Below are 26,987 nucleotides of genomic sequence, written 5' to 3' on the forward strand. Positions count from 1 at the left end.
TTGTTCTTATTTACACCAGTTCCGAACAACGAAAGGCGAAACCGCGTACGCCATCGGCATGAGGCAAGGAAGTGCCAGCCCCGATAATCTGATCATTTTGGGTGGCTATGGATACGCCTAAATCGAGAACATCAGTTAGATTAATGGTCAAAAAACCTTTATCTGCAAAGTTGGTGTCTTGAACACCGTCCAGGTCGAACTTGGCAATGATCGTTTTTGAATCTTCCTCTCCTAAGGTGTCGGCGATAACCATTATGTGCTTACCCTGTCGCAGGGTGCCTTGATGCCATTGAATACCCATCGGCGCCCGTGGATATGCGGTAATCAATGGCTCGCCTTGATTAAAGGAAGAGACCAATGCGCCTTTGTTGTCGATACAAAACAATAGGCCACTTTGAATCCCGTCTGACGACGTGCTACCAATACCCAGGATATTGCCGTCAGGTAATTCTATAAGTTGACTTGTACCGCCACTATGCTGATCAGTTTCAATCACAACGAAGCCTTTGTTTCCGAACTCTTTAATGATCTCGCCCTGTGCATTGAAGCGAGCAATCATCGGCATCATTTTGCCTTCCACGGCAGTGTTTCCGCCAACGACAAACGATCCATCCTGGAGCATTATCAGTGAGTTAGCCGTTGTGTAATTAGCAAGGTACTGGACAGCGACATAGCCTTTCCGATGAAAATCCATGTCCAGCGAACCGTTCTTTTCCAGCCTGATTAATAAACCGATATTGTCGCTGAAGCTATATAGATGATTGCTGATAATCATCAGCTTGCCGTCTGGCAACTCAATGGAGTGTCCACCTTCGCGGGACGTCGATGCGTCTTTATTGGCGATCTCTTCTTTGGACAATCGGTAGGCGGGTGTCGAGATGGGAGCAACGATCAGTACCCCATCGTTTCCAAATGCCTTGACGGGCATTCCTTTATCGTCAAAAAGAGCCAAACCACGCAGCAATGGGGACGAAGGATCGTACTCGAACCACCCTTCAAGCAGTATTGTCTTGTCTTTGAGTACGCGAACACCCCTGCCCGTTGATAGATCGCCGACTGCGAACTCACCAATGACACTTCCTTGATCACCGAAATCGGGATCTTGTCGACCATCAGTCTTCAGGCGCACGATTGAGAAACGTTTTCCAGCTCTGCCTGCGATCAACAGTTTGTTGTCCGGCGCGACGGTGATGCCCCACACAAATCCATTGGTGCCATCCGGATATTTTAACCAACTCACGCCTGATTCATCAGATCCGAAAGTCGGGTCGAGAGCTTCCACGTTGGCGCTATTGATAATGTTAGACATTGCCTGCTCCTCAAACCTGTGGTTTCTGCATACGCCGATAACCGACCTGGGATCGAGAGATCAATACAGTCAGATTATTGGAAGCCAATTTGGCGAGACGGTCTACTGTCAGGGTTGACAGTAGACAGATGGGCATATGTGTGAAGTTCGAGGGCGCGGTATCTCGCCTTTGCTGCCAATGCCGAGTTTTACTCGGCTTGGGCAGTGGTTGAACGAGGAAGCTCCGGTGTCGTGAGATGCCGGGGCTGTTTTATGTCTGAGGGGGTTGTGCTGGCAGTTCCGGCGCCATCGCGAGCAGGCTCGCTCCCACAGGGGAATGCATTTCAAATGTGGGAGCGAGCCTGCTCGCGAAAGGGCCCTTACATTCAATACAACTTCTGACCGTGTTGACTATTCAGCATTGACACTTTATTCGCAGGCATCGCGACTAAATTGCTGAGCGACTGGTCAAACTTCTGCAACGCCCGTACTTGCACATCCTGCTGCTGATTAATATCCGCCACTATCTCTTCCGAACCCTTGAAGTCCGCCCATACCGGCGTCAATTCCCGTGCATCCGAACCTTTCGCCGTGCCGATATAGTTCAACTGCGCATCATAAAAGTCGGCACTGACATCCGCCTTGATGTCGGAACTGCGCGAGGTGATCAACTGGCTGTGGGTGTCGACGATTGCGACTACATCCGGTCTGGCCGCGCGCAGGCTTTGCATGTCTGGATACACCGTCACTGAGCCGAACTGACGCTGCAGGGACGCGTTGACCCAGTCCACCGTCATGTCCGGTTTCGAGCTGGCGACGTAGGCGTCATGGATCGGCTGCACCAGCAGGCTCTGGCCGAAACCGGTGCCGGCGTTGGCCTGATAGTCGCGCAAGTATTCGCGGTTGGTCTGGGTGCTTGGGCTGTAGACCACGCCGAGCGACACGCCGGGACCGCTTTTTACCTTGGTGGCGCTGCTGCGGCCGGTGGGATGGGGGAGCAGGGTGTCCAGTGAGGAAACGGCTTGAGGCGCGGTGGGTACCGAACAGGCTGACAGAGCTAAAACCGATATCGCCAGTACACTGGTGAGCGCAAGTTTCATGGTATTTCTCCCGTGAAACAACAGACGGAAAGTTTGCAATGCCGTCGGCGACGACAGTTGATTCAGACTAAACCCGCCAAGCTGACAATTTGCTGTAATAAAAGCAGAGCAATAGTTTTATTGGCTTTAACCCGTAACCGCTAATTGCGCCGCGAAATAAAAAGGTGCCAATCGTCGATTTGCGCCTGTTTATTTATGGCTGGTAAAACAGCCATCAGTTTTTCAGCGGGATCAACACTTCTTCATCCGGAGCCAGGACCATGAACACCAGCAACTTGGCAGGCTTGGTCTGGCTGGCGTTTTTCGAGACCAAATGTTCGGAACCAGCAGGCTCGTACCAGAACTGGCCCTTGTTGTAGGTGATCGGTTGTTCGCCTTTGACCTGGGAAATCACTTCGCCTTCGAGCACGTAGGCCATGGCGGTGCCGTCGTGTTTATGGGCGATAGAGGACTGACCGGGTTTGTAATCGACCTCGATCATCATGGCTTTTTTGCCGGGGGCGTTTTTCAGCATCTGGTCCTGGAGGACGGTGACTTTTTCCGAGGGATCGTGGGCTAAAACGGCCGAAGTGCAGAGGCTCAAGGCGAGGACGGTGAAGAAGGGCAGAGCTTTCATGGCGGGTTACCTGTGAGGGTTGGGGTTGCTGATCACAGTAGTCCGCAGGGCGGGGCATTCAAACGGCCAATATTCGGGAAGATTGGGTGACCAATTGGCGGTGTTTCAGAAAGGTTGTCGGTGCGGCTGAATACGCCTTCGCGAGCAGGCTCGCTCCCATAGGGTTCAGCGTCGTTCGATAATTAATGTACGACACAAAAACCTGTGGGAGCGAGCTTACTCGCGAAGGCGTCAGATCAGACGATAGGGAAGCTATTGAAGTCGACGCTATTGGCCAACCGACTATCGATCAGGTCAATAAACCCCTGCGCCTCGGGCCGGTTGAAATGCGCCTGCATCGCCGCTTCCGACTGCCAGCGGGCACTGACCGTCCAGCGGTGGCTGTCCTCGGGGCAGCGGTCGACCAGGTAGGAATCGCAGCCCGGCGTTTCGCGCAAGGTTTCGACGATCTTCTGCAGTTGCCTGCCCAGTTCATCCGAGCGGCCGGCGGCAGCCTGCACCTGGACCGTATTGATCACTTCGTTGGACATTGCTCACACTCCTGAATCAGGCCGGACGAATCCTGCTCATTGAGGGATAACGCCTGTGCAGGATAGGCCTGCACCCCCGGAACACCAATAACCAATCGGCGGTTAAATCTTTAGGCCAATCGCTCAGGCGACTTGCTGGAGGATGTCGCGCAGGCGATCCAGAGCGATATCGATGTCGAGGGTTTCGATCGCGCCGAAGCCGAAATACAGGCCATTCTTTGCCGGTTGTTGATGGTAGAAACCATTGATCGAGTACAAACCGACTTCGACCTTTTTCGCCAGTTCGATCACCAGCGGCAGGTCGATCGGCACCTTGCAGAACACCGCCATATGAAACCCGGCGCTGGCCGGCACCGCCTCCAGCCATGGCGCCAGATCGCTGGCCATACGCGCGAGAATCCGTTCGCGGCGTTGGGCGTAGATCGCATGACAGCGGCGGATATGCTTGAGCAGACAACCCTCGGCGATGAACTTGGCCAGCGCCCATTGCGGCAGGGTCGAGGCGTGCAGATCGGTGAGTTGTTTGGCACGAGTCACCGCTTCGAGGATCGCCGGCGGCAGGATCGCATAGCCCAGTCGCAACTCCGGCAGCAGGGTTTTCGAGAAGGTGCCGACGTAAGCGACGATGCCGCGCTGGTCGAGATTGAACAGCGAATCGGTCGGCCGGCCTTCGTAGCGAAACTCGCTGTCATAGTCGTCCTCGATGATGATCGCGCCCAACTCATGAGCGCGGGCCAGCAAGGCTTCACGGCGCGCCTGACTCATCGGCATGCCCAGCGGGAACTGGTGCGACGGCGTGACATAAATGAGGCGCGTGCCATCGGGAATGTGCTCGACCTGAATACCCTCGGCATCCACCGGAATCCCGACCACCTCGGCGCCATGGGTGCCGAACAACAGGCGTGCTGGCGGATAACCGGGATCTTCCATCGCCACCAGACTGCCGGGGCGGATCAACACGCGGGTGATCAGGTCCAGCGCCTGTTGCGCGCCGTTGCACACGACGATGTCTTCGTCCTGACAGTTGATCCCCCGGGAAAACGCGATGTGCCGGGCAATCGCATTGCGCAGCGCCGGCAGGCCTTCGGCGACGCTGTAGAAGCCTTTGGACTGGCTCATCTGACGCATCGCATGGGCGACGCAGCGGCGCCAGTCATCCTGCGGGAACTGGCCCTTGCTGGTCGCGCCGCCGATGAAGTCGTAGCGCAGCGAGCCTTCCAGCGTCGGGTGACGCAGGAACACCGGCAGATTGCGCCAGCTCTCGATCACTTCGGCACTGGCCAGTTCGCTGTGGCTTTGCTTGCGCTGGACCTGTGCAGGGCGCGCGTTGACGTAGGTGCCTTTGCCGATGACCCCGGTGAGGAAGTTCTCGTAAGTCAGCTGAGCGTAGGTGTCGGAAATGGTCTTGCGCGAGATGCCCAGTTGCTCGGCGAGCAGACGGCTGGGTGGCAATTGCGTGCCAGCGGCGAGGCGCCCGGACTCGATGGCCCCGCGCAGTTGCTGATACAACTGACCGGCAAGATCCTTGCGGCCGTTGATCACGACGTGAAGTTCCATACCGACGAGGCTCCCGGGGCTATTTGGCGTGCCCGCCAGATTACCGCTGTTGTTTGACTGGCAATAGTTGCCTACCCGAAAAACCCGAAATTGGCCTAGATCCCCTGTAGGAGTGAGCCTGCTCGCGATGACGGTGGCACATCCGACATCAATGTTGCCTGACACACCGCTATCGCGAGCAGGCTCACTCCTACAGGGATTTGTGCTCGGCTCATGGTGATTGGTGTAGCGGTTTTCCGTGCAATTGGGGCTGTAATGCGCCGCTGTCGGCGTTTACGGTGAACTCATTATTCCGTCCACCGAGAACCGCCATGTCCCCGCGCCTGGATTACTACAACGCTTCGCCCAAGGCGATGAAAGCGATGATTGCCATGGAGGCGCTGACCGCCAACCTCAGCATCGAGCAGCCGCTGCTGCAATTGATCCGGATCCGCGCCTCGCAGCTCAACGGCTGCGCATTCTGCACCGACATGCACTCGGTGGATGCGCGGCGGGCCGGGGAGAGTGATCGGCGTTTGTATGCGATCGCGGTGTGGCGCGACAGCAACTTCTTCAACCCGCGTGAGCGTGCGGCGCTGGCTTGGGCGGAGGCGGTGACGTTGTTGGCGGAGAGCCGTGTGCCTGATGACGTTTATGAGCAGGCGCGCGAGCAATTCAGTGAAGGCGAACTGGTCGACCTGACCATGGCGGTGACCACCATCAACAGCTGGAACCGCCTCGCCGTCAGCTTCCGCCAAACCCCAAGCGACTGAACACCCATGATCGTTCCCACGCTCCGCGTGGGAATGCCTCAACGGACGCTCTGCGTTCGGCTCCGGATGGGACGCGGAGCGTCCCGGGCTGCATTCCCACGCGGAGCATGGGAACGATCGGTGGGGTGTCATTGCGGTGGGCGTTGTGGTTTTACTGAGGTGCCAAAGGTATTGCCCATCCGCGTGCTGGTCGCCGCCGGTGTCGCCAGCCCAATTTGATTCGGCGGCCGCTTATTCACCGGTACATTCAGCGCCTCTTGATTCTTCTCCGCCGCCGCAGCACCTTCCGGGTTGTTGCCCATCTGCTGGCTCAGACAATCGTAATTCGGCGCCTTGTAGCCGCCGACCGTCACTTCCACACAGCCCAGCGGCTGCTCGGCATAAGCGCTCGACAGCGCCATCAACAACAGCCCGCCAAGGCTCAATCGCCACAGTGTTTTCATGCTCGCCTCCTGGCCGGCCCAAAGGGGCCGCGCTATGGCGTGAGTCTAGTGCAAGCCGTGCGCAATTCCCGTGATGGTTTTTTTGCACCGCCCGTCACACCAGATTCATAAACAGCCCTCAGGATGACGATTTCCAAGGATTCGTCAGCCGTGCAGCGAGGCAATTCCACGGACGGTTTTCAGCGTTCAACGAGGCTTGTGCGCCGGATGTGTCTGGGGTGGCTGCTTGGCTGTGCGCCGGGCCACGCCATGGCCGACGCGGTGCCGGCGGACCTGCGCATGTCGCTGCACATTCCGGCACAGGATCTGGCGCACGCGCTGGATCAGTACAGCCACGCCACCGGCGTTGCGGTGCTGGTCGACAGCCAGTTGAGTCGCGGCCGACGTTCTCTGGCGGTGGACGGTGAATACACCGCCGCCGATGCCCTGCGTCGATTGCTCGGCGGCAGTGGATTGATGGCGCGGTATGCCCGCGACGATGCGTTTACGTTGCAAGTGGCTCAGGTCGAAGACGTACCGGCGCCGCCGCAAAAACAGACGCCGGAGAGCGTCGCCGTCAACCGCAATTACGCGACTGCGGTGCAAGCGGCGATCGAGCGCAACCTGTGCCGCTCGCCGCTGACCCGGCCGGGCAGTTATCGCGCGGTGTTGCAGGTGTGGGTTGGCCGCGACGGCTTGGTGCAGCACAACCGGTTGGTCACTTCGACCGGTGATGTACGGCGCGACAACGCGCTGGTGGAAAGTTTTCGCAACCTCAAAATCGACCGGCCAACGCCCAGCGCCTTGCGTCAGCCGGTCACGTTGCTGTTGTTACCGGAGTCGTCAGGGAAACGCATGGAATGCACCAAATGGGAAGGAGTTTCCGGGGGATGAAAGACACCGGACAAGGTTCGATGGTCCAACTGTTCCTGACGTCCTACGAGGACTTTCGGGTGCGCCTGCGCAGGCGTCTCGGTTCGGAAGATCTGGCCAACGACGTGCTGCACGAAACCTACCTGCGCGTCGACCGCATGGAGACGCCGCCGAACGTCCTGCGGCCCAATGCCTACCTCTATCGCATGGCCCTGAACATCGCCGCCGACCGCCGTCAGGCCGATGCGCGCCTGCTCACCGGCGAGGAAGTCGAAGAGCTGCTGCAAATCGGTGACGAAGCCCTCGACCCGGCGCGGGTAGTGGGCGGGCAAAAGGAAATCCAGTCGCTACTCAGTGCGTTGTACGAGCTGCCCGCACGGCGCCGGAAGATCTTCATCGCGGCGCGTCTGGAAGAGGCGCCGCACTTGGAAATTTCTCAGCGCTTCGGCATTTCTACGCGCATGGTCGAGAAGGAAATCAAAGCTGCATTGGGCTTCTGCGCCGCGAAACTGGAAAGAAAAGTGTTTCAGCGGTTCGGTCGCGGGGCCGGAAAACCGTCTTCTGAATAGTGCCCGATCAATTCGTTGAGAATCTGCGCGTTTGAACATCTTTCGACTGACACCTGCCGAGCCATCGGCGGCCGACCATCTGCACAGCGAAGCCCGCGACTGGCTGGTCCTGCTGACCTCCGGCCGCGCCACCGTGGCCGATGCCCGCGCATTGCGCGAATGGTGCGCGCAGAGCGCCGAACATGCGCGCGCGTTCGAAGAGGCCAAGCGGTTGTGGCAGCAACTGCAACCGGCCGTGGAGCAGATGCAGGCGCCACGCGGGTTTGGTCGACGTGCTTTTCTCGGTGGGGCGATTGCTGCGTCGGCTGCGTTTTTGCTGGTGCGCGGGACGATTCCTGGTGGTTTTGAAGGGCTGGGCGCTGACTACATCACTGAAGTTGGCCAGCAGCGTCGCTTCGAACCAGCGCAGGGTTTGAGCCTGGAGCTGAATACTCAGACGCGGATCAATCAGCGTGCGGTGTCTGACGGTGTGCAGGGTTTTGAGTTGGTTAGTGGTGAAGTTGAAGTGCAGACCGCGCGGTTGCCGTTGGCGATGCAGGCTGGGGGAGGGTGGTTGCGCGCGAGTCAGGGGCGTTTCAACCTACGTAATACCGATCAACAAGTTTGCGTGACCTGCCTCGATGGCGCGGTGGAAGTCGACGTAGAAGGCCGCAGCCTGCGCCTCGAACCGGGCCAGCAAGTGACCTACGACGCGCGGCAGGTTGGCAGCGTACAAAGCGTCGACACAACTGCAGTAATGAACTGGCGCCAACAAGTGCTGGTCTTCAACGGCGCGACCCTCAGCCAGATGATCGACGAAATCAACCGCTACCGCCCCGGCATGTTGCTGCTGCTCAATCGTGAGCTCGGCCAACGCCGCGTCCAGGCCCGATTCAGCCTCGACCAACTCGCCGGCGTCGCACTGCTGATTCGGGATGCCTATGGCGTCAAATGCACCGAACTACCCGGCGGCGTCGTCGTTTTGAGTTAGTGAGTTTGACTGGGTACATATCCGTTGCTGCGGTAACGGCTGCTTAGGGTTTCGCCCTTACGGCGACTCACTTTTTTTACAAACGCCTAAAAAAAGTAAGCAAAAAAACGCTTGCTCCTACGTACGGCCCGCTCGCTGAGGCTCGGGGTTCCTTCGCTCCGGGATCCATTCGGGCGCATCGCCTACGGTTTGCTTCGCTGCACCTCCTCTCGATGCATTTGGCTGCGCCAAACGGTCGCTGCGCTCCCACCCCCGGATGAATCCCTCCACTCAGCCTTCCGACGTCGCCCGTGGATCAAGATCAAAAGCTGCAGCCGAGCTAACGCTCATCCTGTTGAGTGGGGCGGCTTTGCCGCTTGGGTTGTACGCAAATTTAAAACTGTGGGAGCGAGCCTGCTCGCGAAGACGGCCTAACAGCCAACCAATCCCCAACTGACTCCACCCAATCCAATTGTAGGAGTGAGCCTGCTCGCGATGACGACCTCACAGCCAACCAATCCCCAACTGACCTCACCCAATCCCACTGTGGGAGCGAGCTTGCTCGCGAAGACGTCCTGACAGCCAACCAATCCCCAACTGACTACCCCCAATCCAATTGTAGGAGTGAGCCTGCTCGCGATGACGACCTCACAGCCAACCAACCTCCAACTGACTACCCCCAATCCAATTGTGGGAGCGAGCCTGCTCGCGAAAGCGTTCTATCAGTAACAACCATGTCGACTGACCCACCACATTCGGTCGCAAACCCCCTCCCACATTTAGTTCATGGCCAGCAAATCACTCCAACGGCCCAATCACCTGCCGATACTTCTCCACCCCCTGCGCCGTCCCCCGACTCAACCGAATCTCCAACCCCAACGGATCCTCCCGCCGATTCCCACTCAACTGCCGCCACCCCTTATCCACCTCCCAAACCCGCACCTGCACATCACTGACATCACTCAAAACAGCAACCCCATTCCCAGGCGCCGGCAACGGATACCGACTCCGCGCCTCAGCCACCGCCCGATACAACGTGTCGCCCTTTACCCACCACCGCACCCGTTGCAACGCCCCCGGCTGATCCGCCGCCGTACGAATAATGTCCAGCCGAAACCCCTTACTGTCGCTACTGCGCACAGTAAGGGCGGGCGGTGCGCTCGGCGGTTCATCATCCACCCCAACCTTCTTCGGCTCAGTCAACTCAACCCCCGCGCGCATCTCCACATCCCGCTGCAACTGATTCAGCGCCCGCAACAAACCGTCACTCTGCTCACTGCTCGCCTGCAAATGACTGTCCGCCCGCGTCACACTGTCCAGCCCCCGCCAGGCAATCAAACTCACCACCGCCATCAACAAAATCGCGACCATCACCTCAATCAACGTAAACCCTTGCTGGCGCTTCATTGCAGGCTGATCCTTCCGCTGCCATCACGCAGCACACTCAAGCGATTCACCCCATCCGACAACGTCAACTGCAGCGGCGGATTAATCCACTCAGCGTTCAGCACAACCCTCTGTTTCGGCTCCACCCGCACCTCCATCTTCGGACTCTGCCAGGCACGCGGCCGCAACTGCGGATCCTGCGCGAAATGATCAAACCCCTTGCCACTGTCACTGCGCCGACTAAAGCGAAACCCCTTGGCATCACTCACCCACACAATCGGCCGACCATCGGCGCGCGCCTCCGCCTGCGCCACCTGCAGCAACTGCGCCACACGCTCGGCATCCTTGCGCAGCAACTGCAACGGATCCGGCTTGATACTCAGGCTGATCGCCGCACTGGCGATGCCGATGATCACCAGCACCACCATCAACTCGATCAGCGTAAAACCCTGTTGCCTGTTCATCGCGCGCGCGCTCCTTTGCGTCCTGCGCCATCGTGCACGGCCAACATGTAAGGCGTGTGAAATAAAACGGAGAGAATTGCCGCGTAGGCTGACAGCAGGGATAAAAAGGAGATTCAACCCATGACCTTCACCGCATGTTTTGCCACACCACAAATGGTTCAGGCACTCGCGCTGCTGGCGGTGGAGGGTAATGCGCTGGTGAGAGAAAAGAGTAGGGCGACGCTCCGGCGGGTGCTGGATAAGTTGCCGGCAGGTCCGTGGTTGCCCGTGTTGGCCGGGCCCTGACGGTCTCTGTGTGGTGACGACCGTTCGTCGAAAAAACACTGCTACCTGTCAGATCTGACAGGTGTGCATTTGCGTTTTTCAGCGTTGAATTACTCCGTCCCATTTATCTCACTATCGGAGTTTTCACCATGTCGACATCCCAACCTAATGCAATTGCACCCACTATCACTTCGGTCAAAGGAGCCAACGGCGTTGAAATTGCGAATGGCGCTAAAACCACCGAGACCAGCGTGACACTTGCCGGTAACGCGCAACCAGAGCAGGAAGTTGAAGTGTTTGATAGCAATTTATTCAAAGGTAAAGTCGCTGTTGATCTAACGGGGAACTGGACCTTTTCCTTGAGTAGATTGAGCGTAGGTGTGCACAGCATTACAGCCAAGGCCGCTGGTGGAGAAGTGTCCCAGCCTCGGACCTTCACCGTGGTTCCAAACAAGTAAGCTTAAAAATTGGCTCCTGGCCTGCCCCTCTTCTAAATATGAGGGCCAGGCTCAGGAGCTTTATGGGCGGCTCAGCAGGGTATCGAGTGTGGCCAACGGTAGTGCCTCCTGACTACGGTCAAACACCCGCACGCCAACCTTGAGCGACCGCCCATTCCCCGCCGCACCAATGACCTGTTCATAGCGCAACAACCGCATAACTCGGCCATGCGGACTACGCAATCAGGCCCATCGAACGCTCATTGCTCCGCGTCTCAACCCGGCCCCGGCGAAGAACACCAGCACCACCATCAACTCGATCAGCGTAAAACCCTCTTGCCTGTTCATCGCGCGCGCTCCTTTGCGTCCTGCGCCATCGTGCACGGCCAACCTGTAAGGCGTGTGAAATAAAACGGAGAGAATTGCCGCGTAGGCTGACAGCAGGGATAAAAAGGAGATTCAACCCATGACCTTCACCGCACGCTTTTCCCCACCCCAAATGGTTCAGGCACTCGCGCTGCTCGCAGCGCTGGTCGGCGTGGCGACATGGTCGTCGCTGCTGCTGACCACCGCCGAATCCCACACCCCGGCAGCGGCCCCGCAATTGCTGGCGGCGCGCAGTGATAGCCCGGCGTTGCAGTGGTTTTCCAATCAAACGGCGCCGATGGATATCAAGGTGAGCGGGGTGATGGCGGGGAGTCGGGGGGCGGTGGCGATACTGAGCCTGAACGATGGGCCGCCGAGGAGTTTTTTGCAGGGGGAGAAGGTCGGGCCTGGGGTGAAGTTGGTGGCTGTGGAGGGGGATGGGGTGGTGATTGAGCAGGGTGGGGAGAGGGTAAGGTTGGGGGTGGAGAGGTTGGAGGATGGGGTGGTTTTACCGAGGTTGACTCGACCCTGATTTTATAAAATAAAGGTTAGTCATTTTTACCGCTTAATCGGATTGCAGTTCAGGTGGCTCGACAAAAAAAGTAAATGGGCATTTAAGGAGAATTTGCGTTTATTTTCAGTCAGAAGCGGATCGTTGTGAATGTCCGCTTCCAACCTGAACTGCCACTCTCCCCAGTAAGCGGCGAAAACTGAATGCAGTACTTTGTCAGACTACTGTATGTCAGTATGCGGCTTCAAATAATATGTGATTGATTAAATGCTCATGAGTGCTCCAGTGCAGATTAACTCGTATATTGAAAAGCTAATATTGGACTTGACCTTTGGGTCTTTGGTGAAAAAAATTGAAGGGCATGTATTTTGTAAGTGCTGGCTGCAGCTCTTTTAATATGGCGTCATCCTCGCCCAGCAATGTATGAATCTCTCTTTCTACTCGTTCGAAAGAAAGTCCGTCACCCCATCCCATTATTCTGTAAACACGTTCATGCTCAGAGACTAGCTTGAGTTGAATTTTGAACATGTCATTGCTTATTTTTTCGCGCTTGCGTTGCTTCTCTATTTCCGGCAGTTCCTTGTCGACGTAAAAGAAATCACTGTAGAAAAATTCTATTATGTGTTGAGTTCGCCAGAGCGGGCTGTAGTATCGATCTGAAAATTCATATTGTCCAAGTATTAGGTTATTTGATAAAACGGCAGAAATAACTTCCATCGAGAAAGATTCATTCTGAAATTCTTTTGGTGATACGGCCGGATGATCAAGCATTCGCCAGAAAGTGGAAGCGAAGCTTCCAGCTTTTTGATCAGCATCCATTTCAAGGACTCGACGAATTGTGTTGTCCAACGACTGCTCAGATTCAGTTTCAGGCGCTTCGTAAATCTCTCCTGAGTGAGATAGCTCTGATCTTAAGTACGATATATGCCCTCTTAGAAAATGAGCATATTCATGAAAGACTACGAGCATCGCTGCTTTTATGCTTACTTCTGTGGCTATTGCACTGAATATTGGGTTGGATGATAGAGTGTTTAAATAGCCAGGATTTGCTTTGAAAGGTATATCAGGGGCGAGTTTGTCGTGCCACAACAGTTCCATGAAACCGGGTATCGAATATGAAATGTGAATCCTATTAAGATTCTCAAGTAGAATTCCGATATTTATGAAGATCAATGTGGTATTGTCTTTTTCATCTTGTGATAGTCGTACCCAAGCGTTGAACTTTAATGAAGGCACAAAAACCACCGCGCACTGCCACGGGTAAAGAGGTTGATTCTTTTTTCGGCGGTCCTCACCGATTAATTTTGATATATATATACAAAGACCTTGTAGCGCTCGATCAAAGATTTCTCGGCCATCTCGCGACAATTCCAAGCCGTCAACGTATTTTTCATTGAATCGAACTTTGCTATCCAATTTGCCTTCGATTATGGAACAGGCTTCTTGCTTAATTCTAAGGGGGATATTTCCAATGCAGAAAACTCCTGAGTTTCCGTCGTAGTATTTTTGGAATGGGTTGAATGATTTACCCCCTTTGTCTCGGAAGTATTTTGGTACTTTTGCCTTCAGTATTGATCGTAATTTCACACATTTTCCTTCTAGTGGGTTAGCAGTCTGATTTAAAGTGAGCCTAAAATCGAAAAGGTTTTCGAGGCTTCAGTCTTTATAAAATTAATCCGTTTCCTTTGAGTTGCTCCCTACTTACGGGGTGGCATATGTGTGTTAGCCGTTTGTGAATGCATGCAGGCGATTCAATGCTGGTGATGAGCATCAAAGAGAAAATTCTTAACCTCGCACTAGGTTTGATCCACAGGGAAAATCTCAGTAAGAGACTTCCAAACTGTTTCTAAGTACTCATCAATTTTTCTTCTGTTATCGCTTGTGTTGAATATGGCTGTTATTGACATGTACGGATGAAAATCATCATGAAAATTTGTTATGTATTCGCCGTCTTTAAAGTACATGTCAGCTGAGGCGCCTATCCAACCGATTGGGATAGGGTTTAGTGCATTCGGGTTGTGAAAAAAAATCGTTCCCTGATTCCAAGTTTCATTTTTGTCTTGATATCCGCCCACTTCGTACATGAACGGTGCGGGCAGGGTAGCGTTCTTGTCATGGCGATAGCATGTGCCATATCGGATAATTCTTAAGTTTGGATCATTTCCCTTGCCTGCATGGCTAATGCGGTTAAATGTGGGTATTGTTCCAGTATTGCAAAAAAGAACTCCGGATATATTTTCCGCACCTTGTAGGTTAAAGAAGCCTGATGGGATTTTTTTTGATCCTCTTATATGCTCTTTGATCGAGCTGTGCTGAACAGTCAATACCCCTGATTTGTCCTTCAGGGCCTCATATTCAACACCATAAAGATATTGAGCAAGCGCAGACGATGAGGACGTCAAAGAACCTGGGCGACTGAAGTCTTGAATTGCAATTGCTAACGGTTTTCCATTGACTTGAGGTAGCTTCCAATATTCTTTTTTTAGTTTTGAAAATAATGGGCTACCAAGTCGTATGGGGATTTCGTTACGATGTAACTCGATTAGGTCGCTGTTCGTGACATCAGTTTCTGGGAATATTGAGTAGGGGATAATCCCGCTATTGTTTGATGGGTTCGCTGTTACCGCTTCTAGTGCTATCGTTAGGTCGCCTTTGCTCAAAAGAAAATCGGGGCGATCATAAGTTCTATCTATTTCAATGTCTTGTGATTTGAATAGTTCGTTCAGGAATAATTCAAACGTACGTTGATCGAAGCCGGTTGTCTGAAACTGTTCAACGAAATTCCCATCTGGATCTGCGAATTTTTTTTGAATTGTTCTCAGAATGGTTCGGGCGGGCCTGAAGCCTGGACTGTTTTTTAGTTGTATGTATTGAGGGTGTAGCTTTTTTTTATTACTGCTAGGTTGTTTGAATAAATCTATTTTCATCGACCGCATCCCTCGGTTGGTTTGGTTTTGAAATAAAAACTTTCACTATTTGTGGTCGAACTGCTTGAGCCCGCATGTGTTAATTAATAATTTGGGGTCGAAGCGGTGTATCTGTTTTTTAAATAGATACACTTTGATTTTTTATACGAAGTCTGCTGTAGTCGTTCAATTTGCTCGCGACTGACTACGTAAACATTCGACTGCGGCCTCAAGCAGTTCTTCATTGGGTTTCAGCGATCCCCATTCCTTCCAGAAGTTTCGCGTCGCGCTATCAGGTTTTACTTGAGGCTTATCCAGTTTTATTCGAGTGGGAAGAAGGACGGCGTCACCTAGCAGCAGAGCCTCGCCTGTGTCGAGTAAAGGTAGCATTGCTGTTAAACCGACTAATGAATCCGGCATTAGTTTTTTGATGACATTTTGATCGCTATCATTTGTAAGTCTGAGAGCCAGAAAGTTATTGCACTGGGAGAGAATCGTCCGACTTACATCAGACGGTCGTTGGCTCACAACAAGCAATGAAAAGCCGTACTTACGTCCTTCTTTCGCTATACGTTCAAATGACCACAACGCCTGCCGCTGGACAGCGTCGGCGTCATCTTTGACCGGCAGGTAAAGATGCGCCTCGTCGCAGAGCAGCGTGATTGGCGTCCGCGCATCACCATTCATCCAAAACTGAACATCGTAAAGTAGACGGGCCAGTGTCCCAGTGACAACTGGGAGCACATCGGCCGGGACCTCAGAGAAGTCAATGATCTTAATGCCATTATTTGAACCGGCGCGAAGCAGTTTCACGATCTGCGCTGCAAGCCATCCGTAATCCAATGACTCTGGAGGCGGAGAAAACATAAAGCCGTAGCGGCGATCATCAAGTTTCGCCTCAAGACGGGAAATGAATCGGGTCAGTTTATCTTCCCACTCTCCCTTTACCGCGGCACCTTTTGCCCCGACTCCTTTCGTCGTATTGTCGACCTTCAATCTAGCGACCAAGTCTGAAACGTTATAGGGAATCGGCGAGTCGACCGTGAAAGTCTCTTTGACCTTGGCCTTACCTGAAGCGTCCAGAGTGGCAGCTTTTAACTCACGAACGTGGCGAGTGAAGCGAGAAGCTTGGTTGGGAGCGTTTTGATCACTCCGATCCAAGACCATCGACAGCATTTCATCACGGTTTAGCAGCCAGTATGGAAGGAACAGTGCATCGTCCTTCGGCGCGGTTAAGTCACCAGGTCCAGCAATGCGAAACCGCTCTGCGAATCCACCGTTGCTTTTGTCCGAAAGCGGTTGGTATTCGCCATGCATGTCGAATACCACAATGTTGGGAAACTTTAGCTTGGCAGCCCTTTCGAGTATGAGAGCGACTGCCCAGCTTTTACCCGATCCAGTGCTACCCAGAATTGCCGCATGCCGTTGAAAGAATTTGTCGCCACTCGCAATCGCTTCAGCACTACGATCAGCTACAAAAGTGCCTAGTTTCAACCGTTCGTCCTCGGAAAGTCCAGCTCCCAAGATACCCATGAACCGTTGAAGATTGGCGCCTTCAATAACGAAACATTCTCTATCGATCTGTGGAAAGCTATCAGCGCCACGCTTGAAAGTGTCAAAGTTGTCACCATCAACCGACCTATAGGTGCCGATAACAAACGCTTGCATGTGATCCGCAGGCGAAACCCTAAGTGTTCCGAACTCACCATCCGCCGGATCGGGAAGTTCCTCGCGGAGCGAGCGGGTAACTCGATCAGCCATAGCGATTAGATATTCTGCCTGCGTCACGCCTTTGATGGCGATGAGTTGCCCAATGCCAACGCGGGTCAACATGTCGGAGTTTGTGACATCAATGGCTACACGGCTGGTGTCGACACCAGCCACGCGTCCAATTTGATCGTTGTCCTTAAACTCAAGAGCTGAACCATTCATGCAGATAGTACTCCTTTCACAAATCCATCAAGGTCCCAGTAGTTAATATCGGGATAAAACTTTTCAGTGCCATCAGTTATGAAACGAGTACCAATATTTTCTCCCTCTCTGTGATACTCGGCGGCAATTACGTGCTTGTTCTCTGTAGCTATCTTCCGGGCTTTAGGAGATAGCCAATGTGTCAAAATAACCGTATTCACGCCGGACTTTATTCGAGGAGTGAGATGGGTTTCCAAGTGATCGTCATTGAAACCGTAACCGATGATTAGGAAGTTTCGCGCTTTATCGATGGCATCGTTCGCTTTTTCGCGATGCTTGTCGAACGGGCTGTCGTAACCGCTCCGAAATTTGTTCAAGCCTGGTGTAATGATGAGCCGGGGAAGTGGTAATGATCCAGCGTAACGAACTGGATTGCCTTCGCGGTAGTACCAATCGAGGCTACCGTGGGGTTTGAAAACATTCGCTTTCGACGCGAATTTATAACGTACATTCTTCCCCGCTAGCTTAACGCCGCGGCAGAAACTCCAGTAGCTATCCTGTGGATCAAGCTTCGCTGCAAAATGGCCACTGAACATCGTATCAACACCTAGCTTCGCCTCCTCGCATGCAATCTCGACAAGTCGATCATAGTTGGTTGTGACAATTGGTATGCCGGTGTCTGGCTTCAATAGATGTGGAATGAGATGGGTTAAGCGAAGCGTCCTAGTATTATTGAAAACTTCAGAAATGATGCCTGCTTCAGCGAGAGCAATAAAATCAGCCGTGCTTTGTACAATGGCCGCCTCGAGGGAGGGAGTGGGGGCATATTTCAGCAAAGCCGCCTCCAATCCATCGGATTCTATGAGGGGATAAATCTGTTTCCAAAGTGTGTTGTCGTCGGGAGAAAGGCTCGCAGGAATATGCGTGACAAGATGCTGCCCAAGCGGCCCCATCCCGGGTACGCCTTCGGCACAAGACAATCCAGAACCAATTACTAATACAAGCCCGTCACCAAGGTGTTGCTGGAGCCGCTTCTTCAACGCACCTAGTTCCATGTGCCCTTACCCATACCATTGCGCCGTAGCACAAGAAAGGTAGCACGTGGGCCAGTATATTCAACAGCTCAGGTAAGAGATGTGTTAGAAAAAAATGAAGCTGTTCATTCGGTCGAGGTTTCCATCAAGTCGGAGGCCTCCGACTAGTTTTCTAGCCGCTCGTTGTATTGCTGAGGTTATGCGCTTACGTCTTGGCCTCGACACGATCCAACGCTTGATTCAATGCGAGCTCTCAGCACACCCCTGGTGATTTTTAGTCCCCCTCTGCGGTGTACGAGATCCAGTGTGGTGGTTAAGTTATCGAATATTTCGGCCGAGCATTGAGGGGCGGTGCTGTTTATGGGGGGAAGTGATGCAATGAAGCCTCGATAAACACCAACGTTTAAAAAGACATCTCCAGACACTCTCTCAGGCTACATATCCTTGCGCCTTTGCCTACAGCTACGCCAGAATCCGCCGGCTTGTGCGCCTTGGGGGCGGGTTCTATTGTGGTGCGGTCGCTGATGATTCAGTGATCGGGTTTAGCGACTCGACTTTTTTGTAATAGGTGCATCAGCGCTCCATGCTTTGTCGCAGATTCAATGTCTGCGACTCCGCTATGGTGGCTGTATGCGGGAGACCCTCGGGTCTGCCGGGTGCCTATAACCGGTTCGCTAACCTGCGTACAGCCGCCACCTTTCTGTTTAGCGACAGTTATGGCGGCTCCACTCTAATAGGAGCTTCACCATGATCAAACCAACACCCAACCCGCCTGAAACCGCCTCGGTTTCCCCCTACGAATCTATCGATTCCAAAAAACTCCACGAAGCCGCCGACCGCGCGCTCGACCATTACCTCTGTCCACCCGGCTCCACGCCGCCTCCACGTAAAAACCGTGGGATGTACGCCGTGACGGCGGACAACAAAACCGAAGAACTGCTGGTCGATGCCAGTGCAACACTCGCTTCGGCCAAAACCATCGCCCAGAACGTCTCCAGCCTTTTGCCGGCATCGCAGCGCCATGCGCTGGCGGGGATTGCGCAGTTGATCATGCTCGGGGAGTTGGCGGTGAATCGGGCGTTGGATAATTTGCAATTGCCGGAGTGATGCGGGTGCCGGGATCACCTGGTGATTGATCGGGTGTTCATTCTGGCGCCTTCGCGAGCAGGCTCGCTCCCACAGGGTTTTATGCTGATTGCAGATGTTGTGTACGACGCTGAAACCTGCGGGAGCAGTCGATTATTACCGCGTTGTCTTCGTGTGGTTATTGAGGCGCTTCAGGACATTCGCGGGTCCATCGCGTCACCGTCATGTCATTGAACTGCTCTCCGATGGTATCGACGCGTAGGCAAGTTCCTTTCTTCGCGTAGTACAAGATGCAGCGCGAGCTATCAAACGAGCAGGTATCCAGTTCGAAGAACTTGCGTGTAGCCAGCTCCTTCTCCACGCCACTGTATTCATAGCCGTCGTTACTATGCATCAGCGTCGGTTTCCAGCCTTGTTTGACTAGCTTGGATTTGGCCGCAGCCAAATGCTCGCCGACGACGATGCCTGCTGGCCCGTGCATGTCGTTTGGCGCCTGTGAGTCATCGGCAAACGCTGCGCTGATACCCGTGCAATAAAGTGCGAAAAATACGAGGGTCGAGGCCTTCAATTACAGTTCCTATAGCCGATTTTAGCTCGACAAAAACTCCGTATCCTCGGTATGAGGTTGCGGAGGATGGTGATTCTTGGTGCCAGCCCTTCGGGACGTGCTGCCTCCCTTATTGCTGCTTTCGGCCTAGCGCCGAGCCTAGTGAAAGTGACTTGGGCTATTGCCTGCTTTTATTTAGTCGTTCCTGTGATTCTTCTTCCGGTGCAATGAAAGGCTGCCACCAGAAGATCCTTGAGCGACCACGCCCAAAGACCCAGAAGCATGCAGATCACCAAAAAAGTGAAATATTGATGAAAGTCCGTACGGGGCACTTTTTGGCTGGTTATTCCAACCAGCCCGAGACTTATCAGGCTGGCGCAAAAAAAACTCAGACATCGTAAGGCGAGATAGCAAAGGTCTCTGAAGTTAATCGTGGATACCCAGCTTTTTGCAGACTCAGAAAATAAGGCCGACCACACCAGATGAAACAGACTTGCGTAGATAAAGCTCAGGCTTAGGCGTTCTGCTACGTCAGCGCCGAAACCCAGGAAAATTTGTGAATAGAAATGGTCGAGAAAAACACCTACGGGACGCACGAGGTCGAGGAAAGGAAACAGGGCAACCCCACCTGCGAGGTAAATGGCTAAAAAAGCGATGACTTTCATCTCGCACTCCGTTGCGTTATTTGCCAGGTCGATTTGATGTCAGATCGGTATTTTGCGTTCTATGCATCAACCTCGGTATTGGCAGTGCCTGACTATTTTTTCAGCTAGGTAAGTCAACAGCATAGTCATCCTGACCACTTCCGGTAATTCAGTCGCTGGACAGTCAGAAGGGTAGAGGGCCAGAGGCAGAGGAGCACGGTTTTGCGGCGAGCGGGGTTTCGATGGGCTGCGAGGTTGAGCATTTCACTAGGGATGTGGACGGATCTATTCCGAGAGCTGTTACGGGATTCGTTCCCGATAAACACCAACGTTTAAAAAGACATCTCCAGACACTCTCTCAGGCTACATATCCTTGCGCCTTTGCCTACAGCTACGCCAGAATCCGCCGGCTTGTGCGCCTTGGGGGCGGGTTCTATTGTGGTGCGGTCGCTGACGAATCAGCGATCGGATTTGACCGTCCGCCCAACATCAAGGCGCGCCAGCGTTCTGCACGTGTTCAGGCATTGTCTGAAATCATGTCGCGGTGGCTGTGCGTGGGACACCTTCGGGTGTGCCGGAATCCTTGATGTCCGGTCGGTCAACCCGCGTACAGCTGCCACCCAGTTTGTTTGACCGCGAACGGTGGCGGCTCCAGTCATCAAGGAGCTTTACCATGATCAAACCAACACCCAACCCGCCCGAAACCGTCTCGCTTTCCCCCTACGAATCCATCGATTCCAGAAAACTCCACGAAGCCGCCGACCGTGCGCTCGACCATTACCTCTGTCCACCCGGTTCCACGCCGCCCTCACGTAAAAACCGTGGGATGTACGCCGTGACGGCGGACAATAAAACCGAAGAACTGCTGGTCGATGCCAGTGCAACACTCGCTTCGGCCAAAACCATCGCCCAGAACGTCTCCAGCCTGTTGCCGGCATCGCAGCGCCATGCGCTGGCGGGGATTGCGCAGTTGATCATGCTCGGGGAGTTGGCGGTGAATCGGGCGTTGGATAATTTGCAATTGCCGGAGTGATGCGGGTGCTGGGATCACCTGGTGATTAATCGGGTGTTCATTCTGGCGCCTTCGCGAGCAGGCTCGCTCCCACCTTTGAGTGTGTTCCAAGGTGGGAGTGTGCTGGCTCTTCAGCCGCGATAAATGTCGAGAGACCTACGAGTTTCTGTACCTGCGAGTGGGGGGCTTTCTCTGCGTCAATCGACTGCCAGGTTGTCCCGAGCCCACTGTTCAGCCGTAGTGACCTGAATCGACTGCTGTTCGTTGAAAGTCCCCGCTTTAGGCCACGACACGCCTCTGCCTTGGGCAAATACGGCGCGGTATTTTTTGATGTGGTGAGTGGGGTCTTTTTCCAGTTCCTGCATCAGGTACGGAACCGTCCAGACGTTACGCTTGAACGGACGCCCCAGCACACGTTCAAGCAGGCTCGCCACTTGTCCATAGGTCACCGTGTCGCCAGACAGGTACACGATCTCATTGCGAAAGCGCGGTTCGAAGAAAACGATGTCCGCTGTCAGCTTGCCGATGTCCTCGGGTGTCGTGAGCGTCACGCTGGTTTCCAGGCTGCCCAAGGCGTTGACGGTGTCGTTCTCAAAGTCGACGACCTCGAATACCGGCTCGAACAGAAAACTGGTAAACATGCCGGTCGAGATGATCACCCATTCGGTTTGATCCTGGGCGCGGAGCAACTCGCGCACGTCGAGTTGCGCATCGAACAAATCCTGCGGGCTACCCCGGCCAATCACTTCGAAATCGACGCCAAACTGCCAGGGGAAATAGCGCTTCACGCCGGACCTGAGCGCTGCTGTCGCCAGTTTCATCGGCGTTTCCCGGCCCGCGACCATGCCTGCGCAGCCTATGACGGTGTCGAATGCTGCGAACACTTCGGCCAGTTGATCGATGGAATCGTTAACCAGGTCTGCAGCGACCATCTGGATACCCAGGCTGCGCAGTTCATCGATTTCCCGCTTTTTCTCAGGGACTTGCGTGTTGATGGTCGAATCCCTGAGCAGGACGCTGATGGTGCTGCCGGGCGAGCGTTTTGCTACCCGCGCAAGATTGCGCAGCACCGGCAGGCCGAGTTCGCCGGCGCCGAGTACGAGAATGGATTGTGGGGAAGGGTGGGTCGCTGCGGTCATGATGTTTCCTGAGATTCGTCGTCTGTATGATTTGTCGATGCTGGCACGATTGCGCAGCGCTCAGAAGAAGGCACACGCGTGATACCAGGGGGACACATGACCGATGAGGAAATCATTAGCCAGGCAGAAGCGATCTGCCAGACGCTAAGACGAGACGAAGATGGCGTGCGACGCGAAGTCCTGGCGCACGCCGGTAGCCGCTGGTCACTGGGTATCCTGCATGCCTTGGGTGTGTACGGCACGATGCGTCATGCCGAGATCAAACGGCAGATGACGGGCGTGACTCAGCGCATGTTGACCAAGACACTGCGCGCGCTGGAACGCGATGGTCTGCTGATACGGCGGGAGTTGGATCAAGTGCCGCCCCATGTCGAGTACGAGCTGACGGCGTTGGGTATGGAGTTGTTGGTTCGCATGTCGCCGATTTGGACGTGGGTTGTGGAGCACGTCGATGATTTTCGCGAGGCGCGTCGTGCGTTTGATGGTCAGAGTGGGAAAAAGCCTTCGTGGCAGGTTCCGGTGGTGGGGCTGGTTAATTTGGATGGGGCTGATTGATTGGTTGCTTTGGTTCAGACCATTGCCTGGAACGTTGCCAGTCTGTTGCCGGGTTTGGGGGCTTGCGATTAGAAGCGGCCCTCACCCCAGCCCTCTCCCGGAGGGAGAGGGGGCCGACCGAGGTGTCTTGCGGGGTACATCGACCTGGAAGATTTTGGTGATTATGGTTTTGGTGAAGGGCCTTGGCGATTATGGTTTTGGTGATTCTGGGGTTGCGAGTAGAAGCGGCCCTCACTGTAGCCCTCCCCCGGAGGGAGAGGGGGCCGACCGAGGTGTCTTGCGGGGTACGTCGACCTCGAAGATCTTGGTGATTATGGCTTTGGTGAAAGGGCTTCGATTTGGCTTTGTGAGCTTGGCCATTTTGGATTCAATGAAAGACGTTCAAGTCGGTGTAGCTCTCGAATATTCCCGAATCGGTTCCCTCTACCTCTGGGCGGTCCGACGTTTCGGGAGGGCTAGGGTGAGGGGCTTTCCGTTCGGGACAACAAAGTCTCAAGCCTGGCCAACGGCGGCGCATCCTGATTGCGGTCGAATACCTGGATACCAATCTTGAGTAAGCGGCCGTTTTCGGCTGCGCTAATCACCTGTTCACAGCGCAGTAATAGCCGGCCCTGATCACATTCCTGCGCTTTCATCCCCATCGGCAACTTCCCTTCCAGTCGCAACTCCGCCATCCGACTCTGCGCCGCAATCATCGCCACCGACCGATCCCTTAAAATCCCACTACTCTGCGTCATCAATCCCGCCACCCGCACAGCCGCCGACATCGCCACGGCAATAATCGCCAGCGCCACCAGCACTTCAATCAACGTGAAACCCTCTTCCCGCGAACGCACACGCATAAGTGGCCCAAAGCCAAAACCCAGCCCTCGACGCTAACCCGCGTCCTTGACGGCTTGACGACGAAAACACCCGAGGATTTTCAACATCACTGACATATCTTCTTGCAACACTGCGCGTCGAATCGAATCAAGCCAGGGAATGTCGAGATGGATATCGCACCTTTCAAATCGCTTCAGCAACCGATGCGCACGCGGCGTGGGCAGCAGGGTTTTACCCTGATAGAGATCATGGTGGTCGTGGTGATTCTGGGGATTCTTGCGGCGATGGTGGTGCCGAAAGTGCTCGACCGGCCGGATCAGGCGCGGGCGACGGCGGCGAAGCAGGATATTGGTGGGTTGATGCAGGCGTTGAAGTTGTATCGCCTCGATCACGGCACTTACCCGAGCATGAACCAGGGCCTGAAGGTGTTGGTGGAGCGGCCGGCGGATGCGAAGAACAGCAATTGGCGCTCGTACCTGGAGCGCTTGCCGAACGATCCGTGGGGGCGTCCTTATCAGTACCTCAACCCTGGCGCCAATGGCGAGATCGACATCTTTTCCCTCGGTGCCGACGGTCAGCCGGACGGCGACGGCGTGAATGCCGATATCGGTTCCTGGCAGTTGTAAGGCCGGCCATGAACAGCCGCTCGCCTGAGGGGGCGAAGCAACAGGGCATGGCGATTATCAGCGCGTTGTTGATTGCGGCCGTGGTGGCGGTGATTGCGGCGGGCATGTTGACGCGTCAGAGCGTGTCGACCCGGGCGCTGGAGGCGGATCAGCAGCGTGTGCAGGGGCGTTGGCGGGTGCTGGGTGGGTTGGAGATCAGCCGTCAATTGCTCTGGGACGCACGTCAGCGCGATCCGTTGACCCGGCTCGATCAGCCGTGGGCGCAGCGTCTCTCCGCGCAAGGTTTTGAGGGGCGACTGGAGGATGAGCAGGGCAAGTTCAACTTGCGCAACCTGGTGGCCAACGAGCGGGTTGATGAGGCGCAGGTCGCGGCGTTTCAGCGTTTGTGCGAGTTGATCGGAGTCAGTGCCGGGTTGAGTCAGCGCATCAGTCAGCGGGTGATTGCGTCCTACCCACGACTGCTGAATCCGCAGATAGCCGAGGCGCCGAAAAGTGGTTTCGACAGTGGTCGCGCCACCTCGCCCAACGCTTCACGCAAACCGCAAAATCCGACGTTGCCGATGCTGCGCAGCATTGATGATCTGCGCAGTGTCGACGGCGTGAATGAGGCGCTGATCGGCAAACTGGCGCCGTACCTGACGGTGATCCCCGCGACGACTTGGCTCAATGGCAACACTGCCACCGCGCCGGTTTTAGCCGCTTACGTGCCGGGGCTGTCGCTGGAGCGTGCCAATGCGCTGATTGCCGAGCGCGATGCCGGGCGCTGGTTTATCAACCGTGGCGACTTCGTTAACCGCTTGCGCATGCCGCAACTGGAGCTGACCAGCGTCAAGGTCGGCATCACCAGTGACTGGTTTCGCCTGCGCGGTGAGGCGCGGCGTGATCAGCGGCGGGTCAGTCTTGAGGCGTTGTTGCATCGCAGTCAGGACCGCTTACCGCAGGTGATCTGGTCGCGGGTGGGCGTATGAGCCAGTTGAAAGTGGCGTTGCCGCCTTTGGCGGAACTGGATCTACACAGTCAATTGCACTGCGCCTGGCTGGATCGGCAGGGTCAGGTCACGCGGGAAGAACGCCACAGTCTGAGCCAGTTGAGCAAGCAGGCGAAACTGCCGCCGCTGGTGTGTTTTCTGCACCCGGCTGACAGCCTGTTGGCGAGTCTCGATTTACCGCCGTTGCCCGCCAACAAGATTGTCGCGGCGGTGCAGTGTGCGGCGCAGGCCTTGATGCTTGGCGACAGCAGCGCGATGCATATCGCGCACAGCTCGCGGGATGAGGCCGGGCAGGTGCAGATCGCTTGGGCGCCTCGACAACAGTTATTAGGTTTTGGCCAGTTGCTGAAAAGCGCTGGGCTGAACCTGCGCGGTCTCTACCCGGCGCCGTACTGTTTGCCGGTGTTGCCCGGCACCGTCGCTTGCGTGCAGGACGGGCATTTGTTGCTGCGCGATAGCGTGCAAGCGGCGCGGGTGCAGCCGTTGTTCGATGACGGTTTCGACGGTGTTATGTGGGAACCGGGCAGCACGTTGCATTGGATCGGTGAGCAACCGCCGCCGGGCGCCGAATTGCCGATGAGCGATGCGCAGCGTTGGACTGGGCCGTTGCCCGGTTGGGGTCTGCATGGCGCCGTGCAAACGCAAAACACCGAGCATCACGGCTGGGGCAGGGCGATCGCCCTGTCAGCGTTGGCCGTGGCCATTTGGGTGATCGGTTTGAACCTGTATGCCGCCCGCGAAGCCGGGCAGGGCCAGCAACTGAAAACCCAGATGAACCTGCGGGTAAAGCAGGCGTTCCCCGAGTTGCCGGTGATCCTCAACCCGTTGCAACAGGCTCGTCAGCAACTAGCGGCGCGGCAGAAGGGCGCGGCGGATGATCCGGCGCAGACTTTCAATCGTCTGGTGTTGCAGGCCGGCAGCGGCATGCCGTCGATGGCCGGCAGTGTTGAGCGGTTGGCGTTTGTCGACGGCGTCTTGCAACTGAGTCTGCTGAGTGAAGCCCGTCGCGGCGGCAATGATCAGGAGTGGCAAAGCACCTTGGCCCAGGCCGGTATCAGCGTTACCGCAGATGACGAGGGCTGGACCTTGCATCCGGCCACTGAAGCCACCTCAAGTGAAAGCGACGACAGCGGCGGAGCGGAAGAAGATGAATAAGGCCTCGCTCGCGCTCTATCGCGCCAAGTGGCAACGCTTTAACGCTCAGGTGCAGGCCCGTTGGCAGCCGTTGGCGCTGCGTGAAAAACGCATGGTTGGCGGCATGGCTGTAGCGCTGATCGGCCTGCTGTTGTGGGTTGCGCTGATCCAGCCACCGCTGAAGAAAATCGCTTATTGGGAAACCGAGACGCCAAAGCTGCGCGCCCAGACCGAAGCGTTGGAAGTATTGCTGCGCGAGGTCAGCGTGCGTCCCGCCGGGCAAAGCGTGGCGCAGTCGCTGGAGCAGACCCTGCAGGCCAGCGGCCTCGCCGGGCATTATCAGTTGCAAGCCGGGGACGCGGGCGCCTGGCAGTTGACCTTCGACGCGGCGCCGGCCGACGCGGTGCTCGACTGGCTGTTGAGCAACCCGGCACAACTTTCTCTGCAAGTGGTCGAGGCCCGTTTGCAACGCGCAGACAACCCCTCGACCGAAGTCACC

General features: G+C 55.3%; 32 protein-coding genes. 14 read left to right on the forward strand and 18 right to left on the reverse strand.

The genetic code is table 11. The features are described from left to right. Positions 1 to 10: 10 nt before the first annotated feature. From AB4N44_RS29655 to pdxR, 5 genes are all read right to left on the reverse strand, one after another. Complete coding sequence (locus AB4N44_RS29655) at positions 11 to 1,309, reverse strand: NHL repeat-containing protein (protein ID WP_460110841.1); 1,299 nt, start codon at positions 1,307 to 1,309, stop codon at positions 11 to 13. Positions 1,310 to 1,674: 365 nt separating this feature from the next. Further along, positions 1,675 to 2,388: an ATPase gene (locus tag AB4N44_RS29660; RefSeq protein ID WP_460110839.1), complete on the reverse strand. Its 714-nt coding sequence runs from the start codon at positions 2,386 to 2,388 to the stop codon at positions 1,675 to 1,677. Positions 2,389 to 2,602: 214 nt separating this feature from the next. After that, positions 2,603 to 3,004, reverse strand: a complete 402-nt coding sequence (locus tag AB4N44_RS29665; protein WP_460110837.1) for a cupin domain-containing protein — start codon at positions 3,002 to 3,004, stop codon at positions 2,603 to 2,605. 236 nt (positions 3,005 to 3,240) lie between these two features. Beyond that, the gene (locus AB4N44_RS29670; protein ID WP_016984406.1) at positions 3,241 to 3,534 is read right to left on the reverse strand and encodes a putative quinol monooxygenase; all 294 of its coding nucleotides are present in this window, start codon (positions 3,532 to 3,534) and stop codon (positions 3,241 to 3,243) included. 123 nt (positions 3,535 to 3,657) lie between these two features. Continuing rightward, entirely contained in the window at positions 3,658 to 5,091 is a 1,434-nt protein-coding gene (pdxR, locus tag AB4N44_RS29675) for a MocR-like pyridoxine biosynthesis transcription factor PdxR (protein WP_455805646.1), read from the reverse strand. Positions 5,092 to 5,402: 311 nt separating this feature from the next. Here pdxR and AB4N44_RS29680 point away from each other — a divergent pair, with 311 nt between their 5' ends. Next, positions 5,403 to 5,843, forward strand: coding sequence for a carboxymuconolactone decarboxylase family protein (locus AB4N44_RS29680; RefSeq protein ID WP_122599514.1), 441 nt, complete (start codon positions 5,403 to 5,405; stop codon positions 5,841 to 5,843). Positions 5,844 to 5,971: 128 nt separating this feature from the next. Here AB4N44_RS29680 and AB4N44_RS29685 read toward each other — a convergent pair whose 3' ends face one another. Then, positions 5,972 to 6,286: a hypothetical protein gene (locus AB4N44_RS29685; protein ID WP_460110835.1), complete on the reverse strand. Its 315-nt coding sequence runs from the start codon at positions 6,284 to 6,286 to the stop codon at positions 5,972 to 5,974. Between the two features lie 207 nt (positions 6,287 to 6,493). Here AB4N44_RS29685 and AB4N44_RS29690 point away from each other — a divergent pair, with 207 nt between their 5' ends. Genes AB4N44_RS29690 through AB4N44_RS29700 form a run of 3 tightly spaced genes read left to right on the forward strand, consistent with a single transcriptional unit; the run spans position 6,494 to position 8,677 of the window. Further along, positions 6,494 to 7,159: an STN domain-containing protein gene (locus AB4N44_RS29690; RefSeq protein WP_460111663.1), complete on the forward strand. Its 666-nt coding sequence runs from the start codon at positions 6,494 to 6,496 to the stop codon at positions 7,157 to 7,159. Next, a complete protein-coding gene (locus AB4N44_RS29695; RefSeq protein ID WP_007913935.1) occupies positions 7,156 to 7,707 on the forward strand; it encodes an RNA polymerase sigma factor in 552 nt (183 codons plus the stop codon). The genes AB4N44_RS29690 and AB4N44_RS29695 overlap by 4 nt, the downstream gene beginning before the upstream one ends. Before the next feature lie 31 nt (positions 7,708 to 7,738). After that, positions 7,739 to 8,677, forward strand: a complete 939-nt coding sequence (locus tag AB4N44_RS29700; protein ID WP_460110833.1) for a FecR family protein — start codon at positions 7,739 to 7,741, stop codon at positions 8,675 to 8,677. A 777-nt stretch (positions 8,678 to 9,454) separates the two neighbouring features. Here AB4N44_RS29700 and AB4N44_RS29705 read toward each other — a convergent pair. Continuing rightward, positions 9,455 to 10,063 (reverse strand): prepilin-type N-terminal cleavage/methylation domain-containing protein, encoded by a 609-nt coding sequence (locus AB4N44_RS29705; RefSeq protein WP_008087982.1) that lies wholly within the window; start codon positions 10,061 to 10,063, stop codon positions 9,455 to 9,457. Then, positions 10,060 to 10,506, reverse strand: coding sequence for a type II secretion system minor pseudopilin GspH (gspH, locus tag AB4N44_RS29710; protein WP_460110831.1), 447 nt, complete (start codon positions 10,504 to 10,506; stop codon positions 10,060 to 10,062). The genes AB4N44_RS29705 and gspH overlap by 4 nt, the downstream gene beginning before the upstream one ends. Positions 10,507 to 10,626: 120 nt before the next feature. Here gspH and AB4N44_RS29715 point away from each other — a divergent pair, with 120 nt between their 5' ends. Continuing rightward, positions 10,627 to 10,791 carry a hypothetical protein gene (locus tag AB4N44_RS29715; RefSeq protein ID WP_191630271.1) on the forward strand — a complete coding sequence of 55 codons (165 nt, stop codon included), beginning with the start codon at positions 10,627 to 10,629 and terminating at the stop codon, positions 10,789 to 10,791. Between the two features lie 128 nt (positions 10,792 to 10,919). After that, on the forward strand, positions 10,920 to 11,228 hold the full coding sequence (locus AB4N44_RS29720) for a hypothetical protein (protein WP_460110829.1): 309 nt from the start codon (positions 10,920 to 10,922) through the stop codon (positions 11,226 to 11,228). Between the two features lie 60 nt (positions 11,229 to 11,288). Here AB4N44_RS29720 and AB4N44_RS29725 read toward each other — a convergent pair whose 3' ends face one another. Both AB4N44_RS29725 and AB4N44_RS29730 read right to left on the reverse strand, forming a co-directional pair. Next, on the reverse strand, positions 11,289 to 11,426 hold the full coding sequence (locus tag AB4N44_RS29725) for a hypothetical protein (RefSeq protein ID WP_460110828.1): 138 nt from the start codon (positions 11,424 to 11,426) through the stop codon (positions 11,289 to 11,291). Positions 11,427 to 11,450: 24 nt separating this feature from the next. Further along, a complete protein-coding gene (locus AB4N44_RS29730) occupies positions 11,451 to 11,555 on the reverse strand; it encodes a prepilin-type N-terminal cleavage/methylation domain-containing protein (RefSeq protein WP_460110827.1) in 105 nt (34 codons plus the stop codon). Positions 11,556 to 11,673: 118 nt separating this feature from the next. On the opposite strand from AB4N44_RS29730, the gene AB4N44_RS29735 reads away from it, so the two are divergent. After that, entirely contained in the window at positions 11,674 to 12,105 is a 432-nt protein-coding gene (locus tag AB4N44_RS29735) for a type II secretion system protein N (RefSeq protein WP_460110825.1), read from the forward strand. Positions 12,106 to 12,396: 291 nt separating this feature from the next. Here AB4N44_RS29735 and AB4N44_RS29740 read toward each other — a convergent pair whose 3' ends face one another. From AB4N44_RS29740 to AB4N44_RS29755, 4 genes are all read right to left on the reverse strand, one after another. After that, positions 12,397 to 13,671: a hypothetical protein gene (locus tag AB4N44_RS29740; RefSeq protein ID WP_460110824.1), complete on the reverse strand. Its 1,275-nt coding sequence runs from the start codon at positions 13,669 to 13,671 to the stop codon at positions 12,397 to 12,399. A 209-nt stretch (positions 13,672 to 13,880) separates the two neighbouring features. Continuing rightward, a complete protein-coding gene (locus AB4N44_RS29745) occupies positions 13,881 to 15,011 on the reverse strand; it encodes a hypothetical protein (RefSeq protein ID WP_460158152.1) in 1,131 nt (376 codons plus the stop codon). A 165-nt stretch (positions 15,012 to 15,176) separates the two neighbouring features. Then, complete coding sequence (locus AB4N44_RS29750; protein WP_460110820.1) at positions 15,177 to 16,922, reverse strand: ATP-binding protein; 1,746 nt, start codon at positions 16,920 to 16,922, stop codon at positions 15,177 to 15,179. Beyond that, positions 16,919 to 17,956 carry an SIR2 family protein gene (locus tag AB4N44_RS29755; RefSeq protein ID WP_460110818.1) on the reverse strand — a complete coding sequence of 346 codons (1,038 nt, stop codon included), beginning with the start codon at positions 17,954 to 17,956 and terminating at the stop codon, positions 16,919 to 16,921. Before AB4N44_RS29755 ends, AB4N44_RS29750 begins: the two co-directional genes overlap by 4 nt. A 726-nt stretch (positions 17,957 to 18,682) precedes the next feature. Here AB4N44_RS29755 and AB4N44_RS29760 point away from each other — a divergent pair. Beyond that, a complete protein-coding gene (locus AB4N44_RS29760; protein ID WP_008087957.1) occupies positions 18,683 to 19,042 on the forward strand; it encodes a DUF6124 family protein in 360 nt (119 codons plus the stop codon). Between the two features lie 157 nt (positions 19,043 to 19,199). Here AB4N44_RS29760 and AB4N44_RS29765 read toward each other — a convergent pair whose 3' ends face one another. Beyond that, entirely contained in the window at positions 19,200 to 19,589 is a 390-nt protein-coding gene (locus tag AB4N44_RS29765; RefSeq protein ID WP_460110817.1) for a hypothetical protein, read from the reverse strand. A gap of 170 nt (positions 19,590 to 19,759) precedes the next feature. Beyond that, entirely contained in the window at positions 19,760 to 20,233 is a 474-nt protein-coding gene (locus tag AB4N44_RS29770) for a hypothetical protein (protein WP_460110815.1), read from the reverse strand. Between the two features lie 652 nt (positions 20,234 to 20,885). On the opposite strand from AB4N44_RS29770, the gene AB4N44_RS29775 reads away from it, so the two are divergent. Beyond that, on the forward strand, positions 20,886 to 21,245 hold the full coding sequence (locus AB4N44_RS29775; RefSeq protein ID WP_150751980.1) for a DUF6124 family protein: 360 nt from the start codon (positions 20,886 to 20,888) through the stop codon (positions 21,243 to 21,245). Positions 21,246 to 21,421: 176 nt separating this feature from the next. On the opposite strand, the gene AB4N44_RS29780 is transcribed toward AB4N44_RS29775, so the two are convergent. Then, the gene (locus AB4N44_RS29780; protein WP_460110812.1) at positions 21,422 to 22,363 is read right to left on the reverse strand and encodes an aromatic alcohol reductase; all 942 of its coding nucleotides are present in this window, start codon (positions 22,361 to 22,363) and stop codon (positions 21,422 to 21,424) included. 96 nt (positions 22,364 to 22,459) lie between these two features. On the opposite strand from AB4N44_RS29780, the gene AB4N44_RS29785 reads away from it, so the two are divergent. After that, positions 22,460 to 22,918 carry a winged helix-turn-helix transcriptional regulator gene (locus AB4N44_RS29785; protein ID WP_460158153.1) on the forward strand — a complete coding sequence of 153 codons (459 nt, stop codon included), beginning with the start codon at positions 22,460 to 22,462 and terminating at the stop codon, positions 22,916 to 22,918. A gap of 455 nt (positions 22,919 to 23,373) precedes the next feature. Here AB4N44_RS29785 and gspI read toward each other — a convergent pair whose 3' ends face one another. Continuing rightward, complete coding sequence (gspI, locus tag AB4N44_RS29790; RefSeq protein ID WP_150751986.1) at positions 23,374 to 23,760, reverse strand: type II secretion system minor pseudopilin GspI; 387 nt, start codon at positions 23,758 to 23,760, stop codon at positions 23,374 to 23,376. Positions 23,761 to 23,907: 147 nt separating this feature from the next. Between gspI and gspG the strand changes: the two genes are divergently transcribed. The 4 genes from gspG to gspM all read left to right on the forward strand — a co-directional run. Next, positions 23,908 to 24,366, forward strand: a complete 459-nt coding sequence (gene gspG, locus AB4N44_RS29795) for a type II secretion system major pseudopilin GspG (RefSeq protein WP_460110810.1) — start codon at positions 23,908 to 23,910, stop codon at positions 24,364 to 24,366. An 8-nt stretch (positions 24,367 to 24,374) separates the two neighbouring features. Further along, complete coding sequence (gene gspK / locus AB4N44_RS29800; protein ID WP_460110809.1) at positions 24,375 to 25,334, forward strand: type II secretion system minor pseudopilin GspK; 960 nt, start codon at positions 24,375 to 24,377, stop codon at positions 25,332 to 25,334. Beyond that, on the forward strand, positions 25,331 to 26,509 hold the full coding sequence (gene gspL, locus AB4N44_RS29805; protein WP_460110807.1) for a type II secretion system protein GspL: 1,179 nt from the start codon (positions 25,331 to 25,333) through the stop codon (positions 26,507 to 26,509). The genes gspK and gspL overlap by 4 nt, the downstream gene beginning before the upstream one ends. Then, on the forward strand, positions 26,502 to 26,987 hold a 486-nt coding region (gene gspM / locus AB4N44_RS29810; RefSeq protein ID WP_460158154.1), incomplete at its 3' end, for a type II secretion system protein GspM. The genes gspL and gspM, both read left to right, overlap by 8 nt.

Source organism: Pseudomonas sp. S3_C06, from assembly GCF_054667675.1.

Bases quoted from the DNA above. Each gene is read 5' to 3' on its own strand.
- AB4N44_RS29655 (WP_460110841.1), bottom strand. From the start codon at position 1,309: ATGTCTAACATTATCAATAGCGCCAACGTGGAAGCTCTCGACCCGACT.
- AB4N44_RS29660 (WP_460110839.1), bottom strand. From the start codon at position 2,388: ATGAAACTTGCGCTCACCAGTGTACTGGCGATATCGGTTTTAGCTCTG.
- AB4N44_RS29665 (WP_460110837.1), bottom strand. From the start codon at position 3,004: ATGAAAGCTCTGCCCTTCTTCACCGTCCTCGCCTTGAGCCTCTGCACT.
- AB4N44_RS29670 (WP_016984406.1), bottom strand. From the start codon at position 3,534: ATGTCCAACGAAGTGATCAATACGGTCCAGGTGCAGGCTGCCGCCGGC.
- pdxR (WP_455805646.1), bottom strand. From the start codon at position 5,091: ATGGAACTTCACGTCGTGATCAACGGCCGCAAGGATCTTGCCGGTCAG.
- AB4N44_RS29680 (WP_122599514.1), top strand. From the start codon at position 5,403: ATGTCCCCGCGCCTGGATTACTACAACGCTTCGCCCAAGGCGATGAAA.
- AB4N44_RS29685 (WP_460110835.1), bottom strand. From the start codon at position 6,286: ATGAAAACACTGTGGCGATTGAGCCTTGGCGGGCTGTTGTTGATGGCG.
- AB4N44_RS29690 (WP_460111663.1), top strand. From the start codon at position 6,494: ATGTGTCTGGGGTGGCTGCTTGGCTGTGCGCCGGGCCACGCCATGGCC.
- AB4N44_RS29695 (WP_007913935.1), top strand. From the start codon at position 7,156: ATGAAAGACACCGGACAAGGTTCGATGGTCCAACTGTTCCTGACGTCC.
- AB4N44_RS29705 (WP_008087982.1), bottom strand. From the start codon at position 10,063: ATGAAGCGCCAGCAAGGGTTTACGTTGATTGAGGTGATGGTCGCGATT.
- gspH (WP_460110831.1), bottom strand. From the start codon at position 10,506: ATGAACAGGCAACAGGGTTTTACGCTGATCGAGTTGATGGTGGTGCTG.
- AB4N44_RS29715 (WP_191630271.1), top strand. From the start codon at position 10,627: ATGACCTTCACCGCATGTTTTGCCACACCACAAATGGTTCAGGCACTC.
- AB4N44_RS29720 (WP_460110829.1), top strand. From the start codon at position 10,920: ATGTCGACATCCCAACCTAATGCAATTGCACCCACTATCACTTCGGTC.
- AB4N44_RS29725 (WP_460110828.1), bottom strand. From the start codon at position 11,426: ATGCGGTTGTTGCGCTATGAACAGGTCATTGGTGCGGCGGGGAATGGG.
- AB4N44_RS29730 (WP_460110827.1), bottom strand. From the start codon at position 11,555: ATGAACAGGCAAGAGGGTTTTACGCTGATCGAGTTGATGGTGGTGCTG.
- AB4N44_RS29735 (WP_460110825.1), top strand. From the start codon at position 11,674: ATGACCTTCACCGCACGCTTTTCCCCACCCCAAATGGTTCAGGCACTC.
- AB4N44_RS29745 (WP_460158152.1), bottom strand. From the start codon at position 15,011: ATGAAAATAGATTTATTCAAACAACCTAGCAGTAATAAAAAAAAGCTA.
- AB4N44_RS29750 (WP_460110820.1), bottom strand. From the start codon at position 16,922: ATGAATGGTTCAGCTCTTGAGTTTAAGGACAACGATCAAATTGGACGC.
- AB4N44_RS29755 (WP_460110818.1), bottom strand. From the start codon at position 17,956: ATGGAACTAGGTGCGTTGAAGAAGCGGCTCCAGCAACACCTTGGTGAC.
- AB4N44_RS29760 (WP_008087957.1), top strand. From the start codon at position 18,683: ATGATCAAACCAACACCCAACCCGCCTGAAACCGCCTCGGTTTCCCCC.
- AB4N44_RS29770 (WP_460110815.1), bottom strand. From the start codon at position 20,233: ATGAAAGTCATCGCTTTTTTAGCCATTTACCTCGCAGGTGGGGTTGCC.
- AB4N44_RS29775 (WP_150751980.1), top strand. From the start codon at position 20,886: ATGATCAAACCAACACCCAACCCGCCCGAAACCGTCTCGCTTTCCCCC.
- AB4N44_RS29780 (WP_460110812.1), bottom strand. From the start codon at position 22,363: ATGACCGCAGCGACCCACCCTTCCCCACAATCCATTCTCGTACTCGGC.
- AB4N44_RS29785 (WP_460158153.1), top strand. From the start codon at position 22,460: ATGACCGATGAGGAAATCATTAGCCAGGCAGAAGCGATCTGCCAGACG.
- gspI (WP_150751986.1), bottom strand. From the start codon at position 23,760: ATGCGTGTGCGTTCGCGGGAAGAGGGTTTCACGTTGATTGAAGTGCTG.
- gspG (WP_460110810.1), top strand. From the start codon at position 23,908: ATGGATATCGCACCTTTCAAATCGCTTCAGCAACCGATGCGCACGCGG.
- gspK (WP_460110809.1), top strand. From the start codon at position 24,375: ATGAACAGCCGCTCGCCTGAGGGGGCGAAGCAACAGGGCATGGCGATT.
- gspL (WP_460110807.1), top strand. From the start codon at position 25,331: ATGAGCCAGTTGAAAGTGGCGTTGCCGCCTTTGGCGGAACTGGATCTA.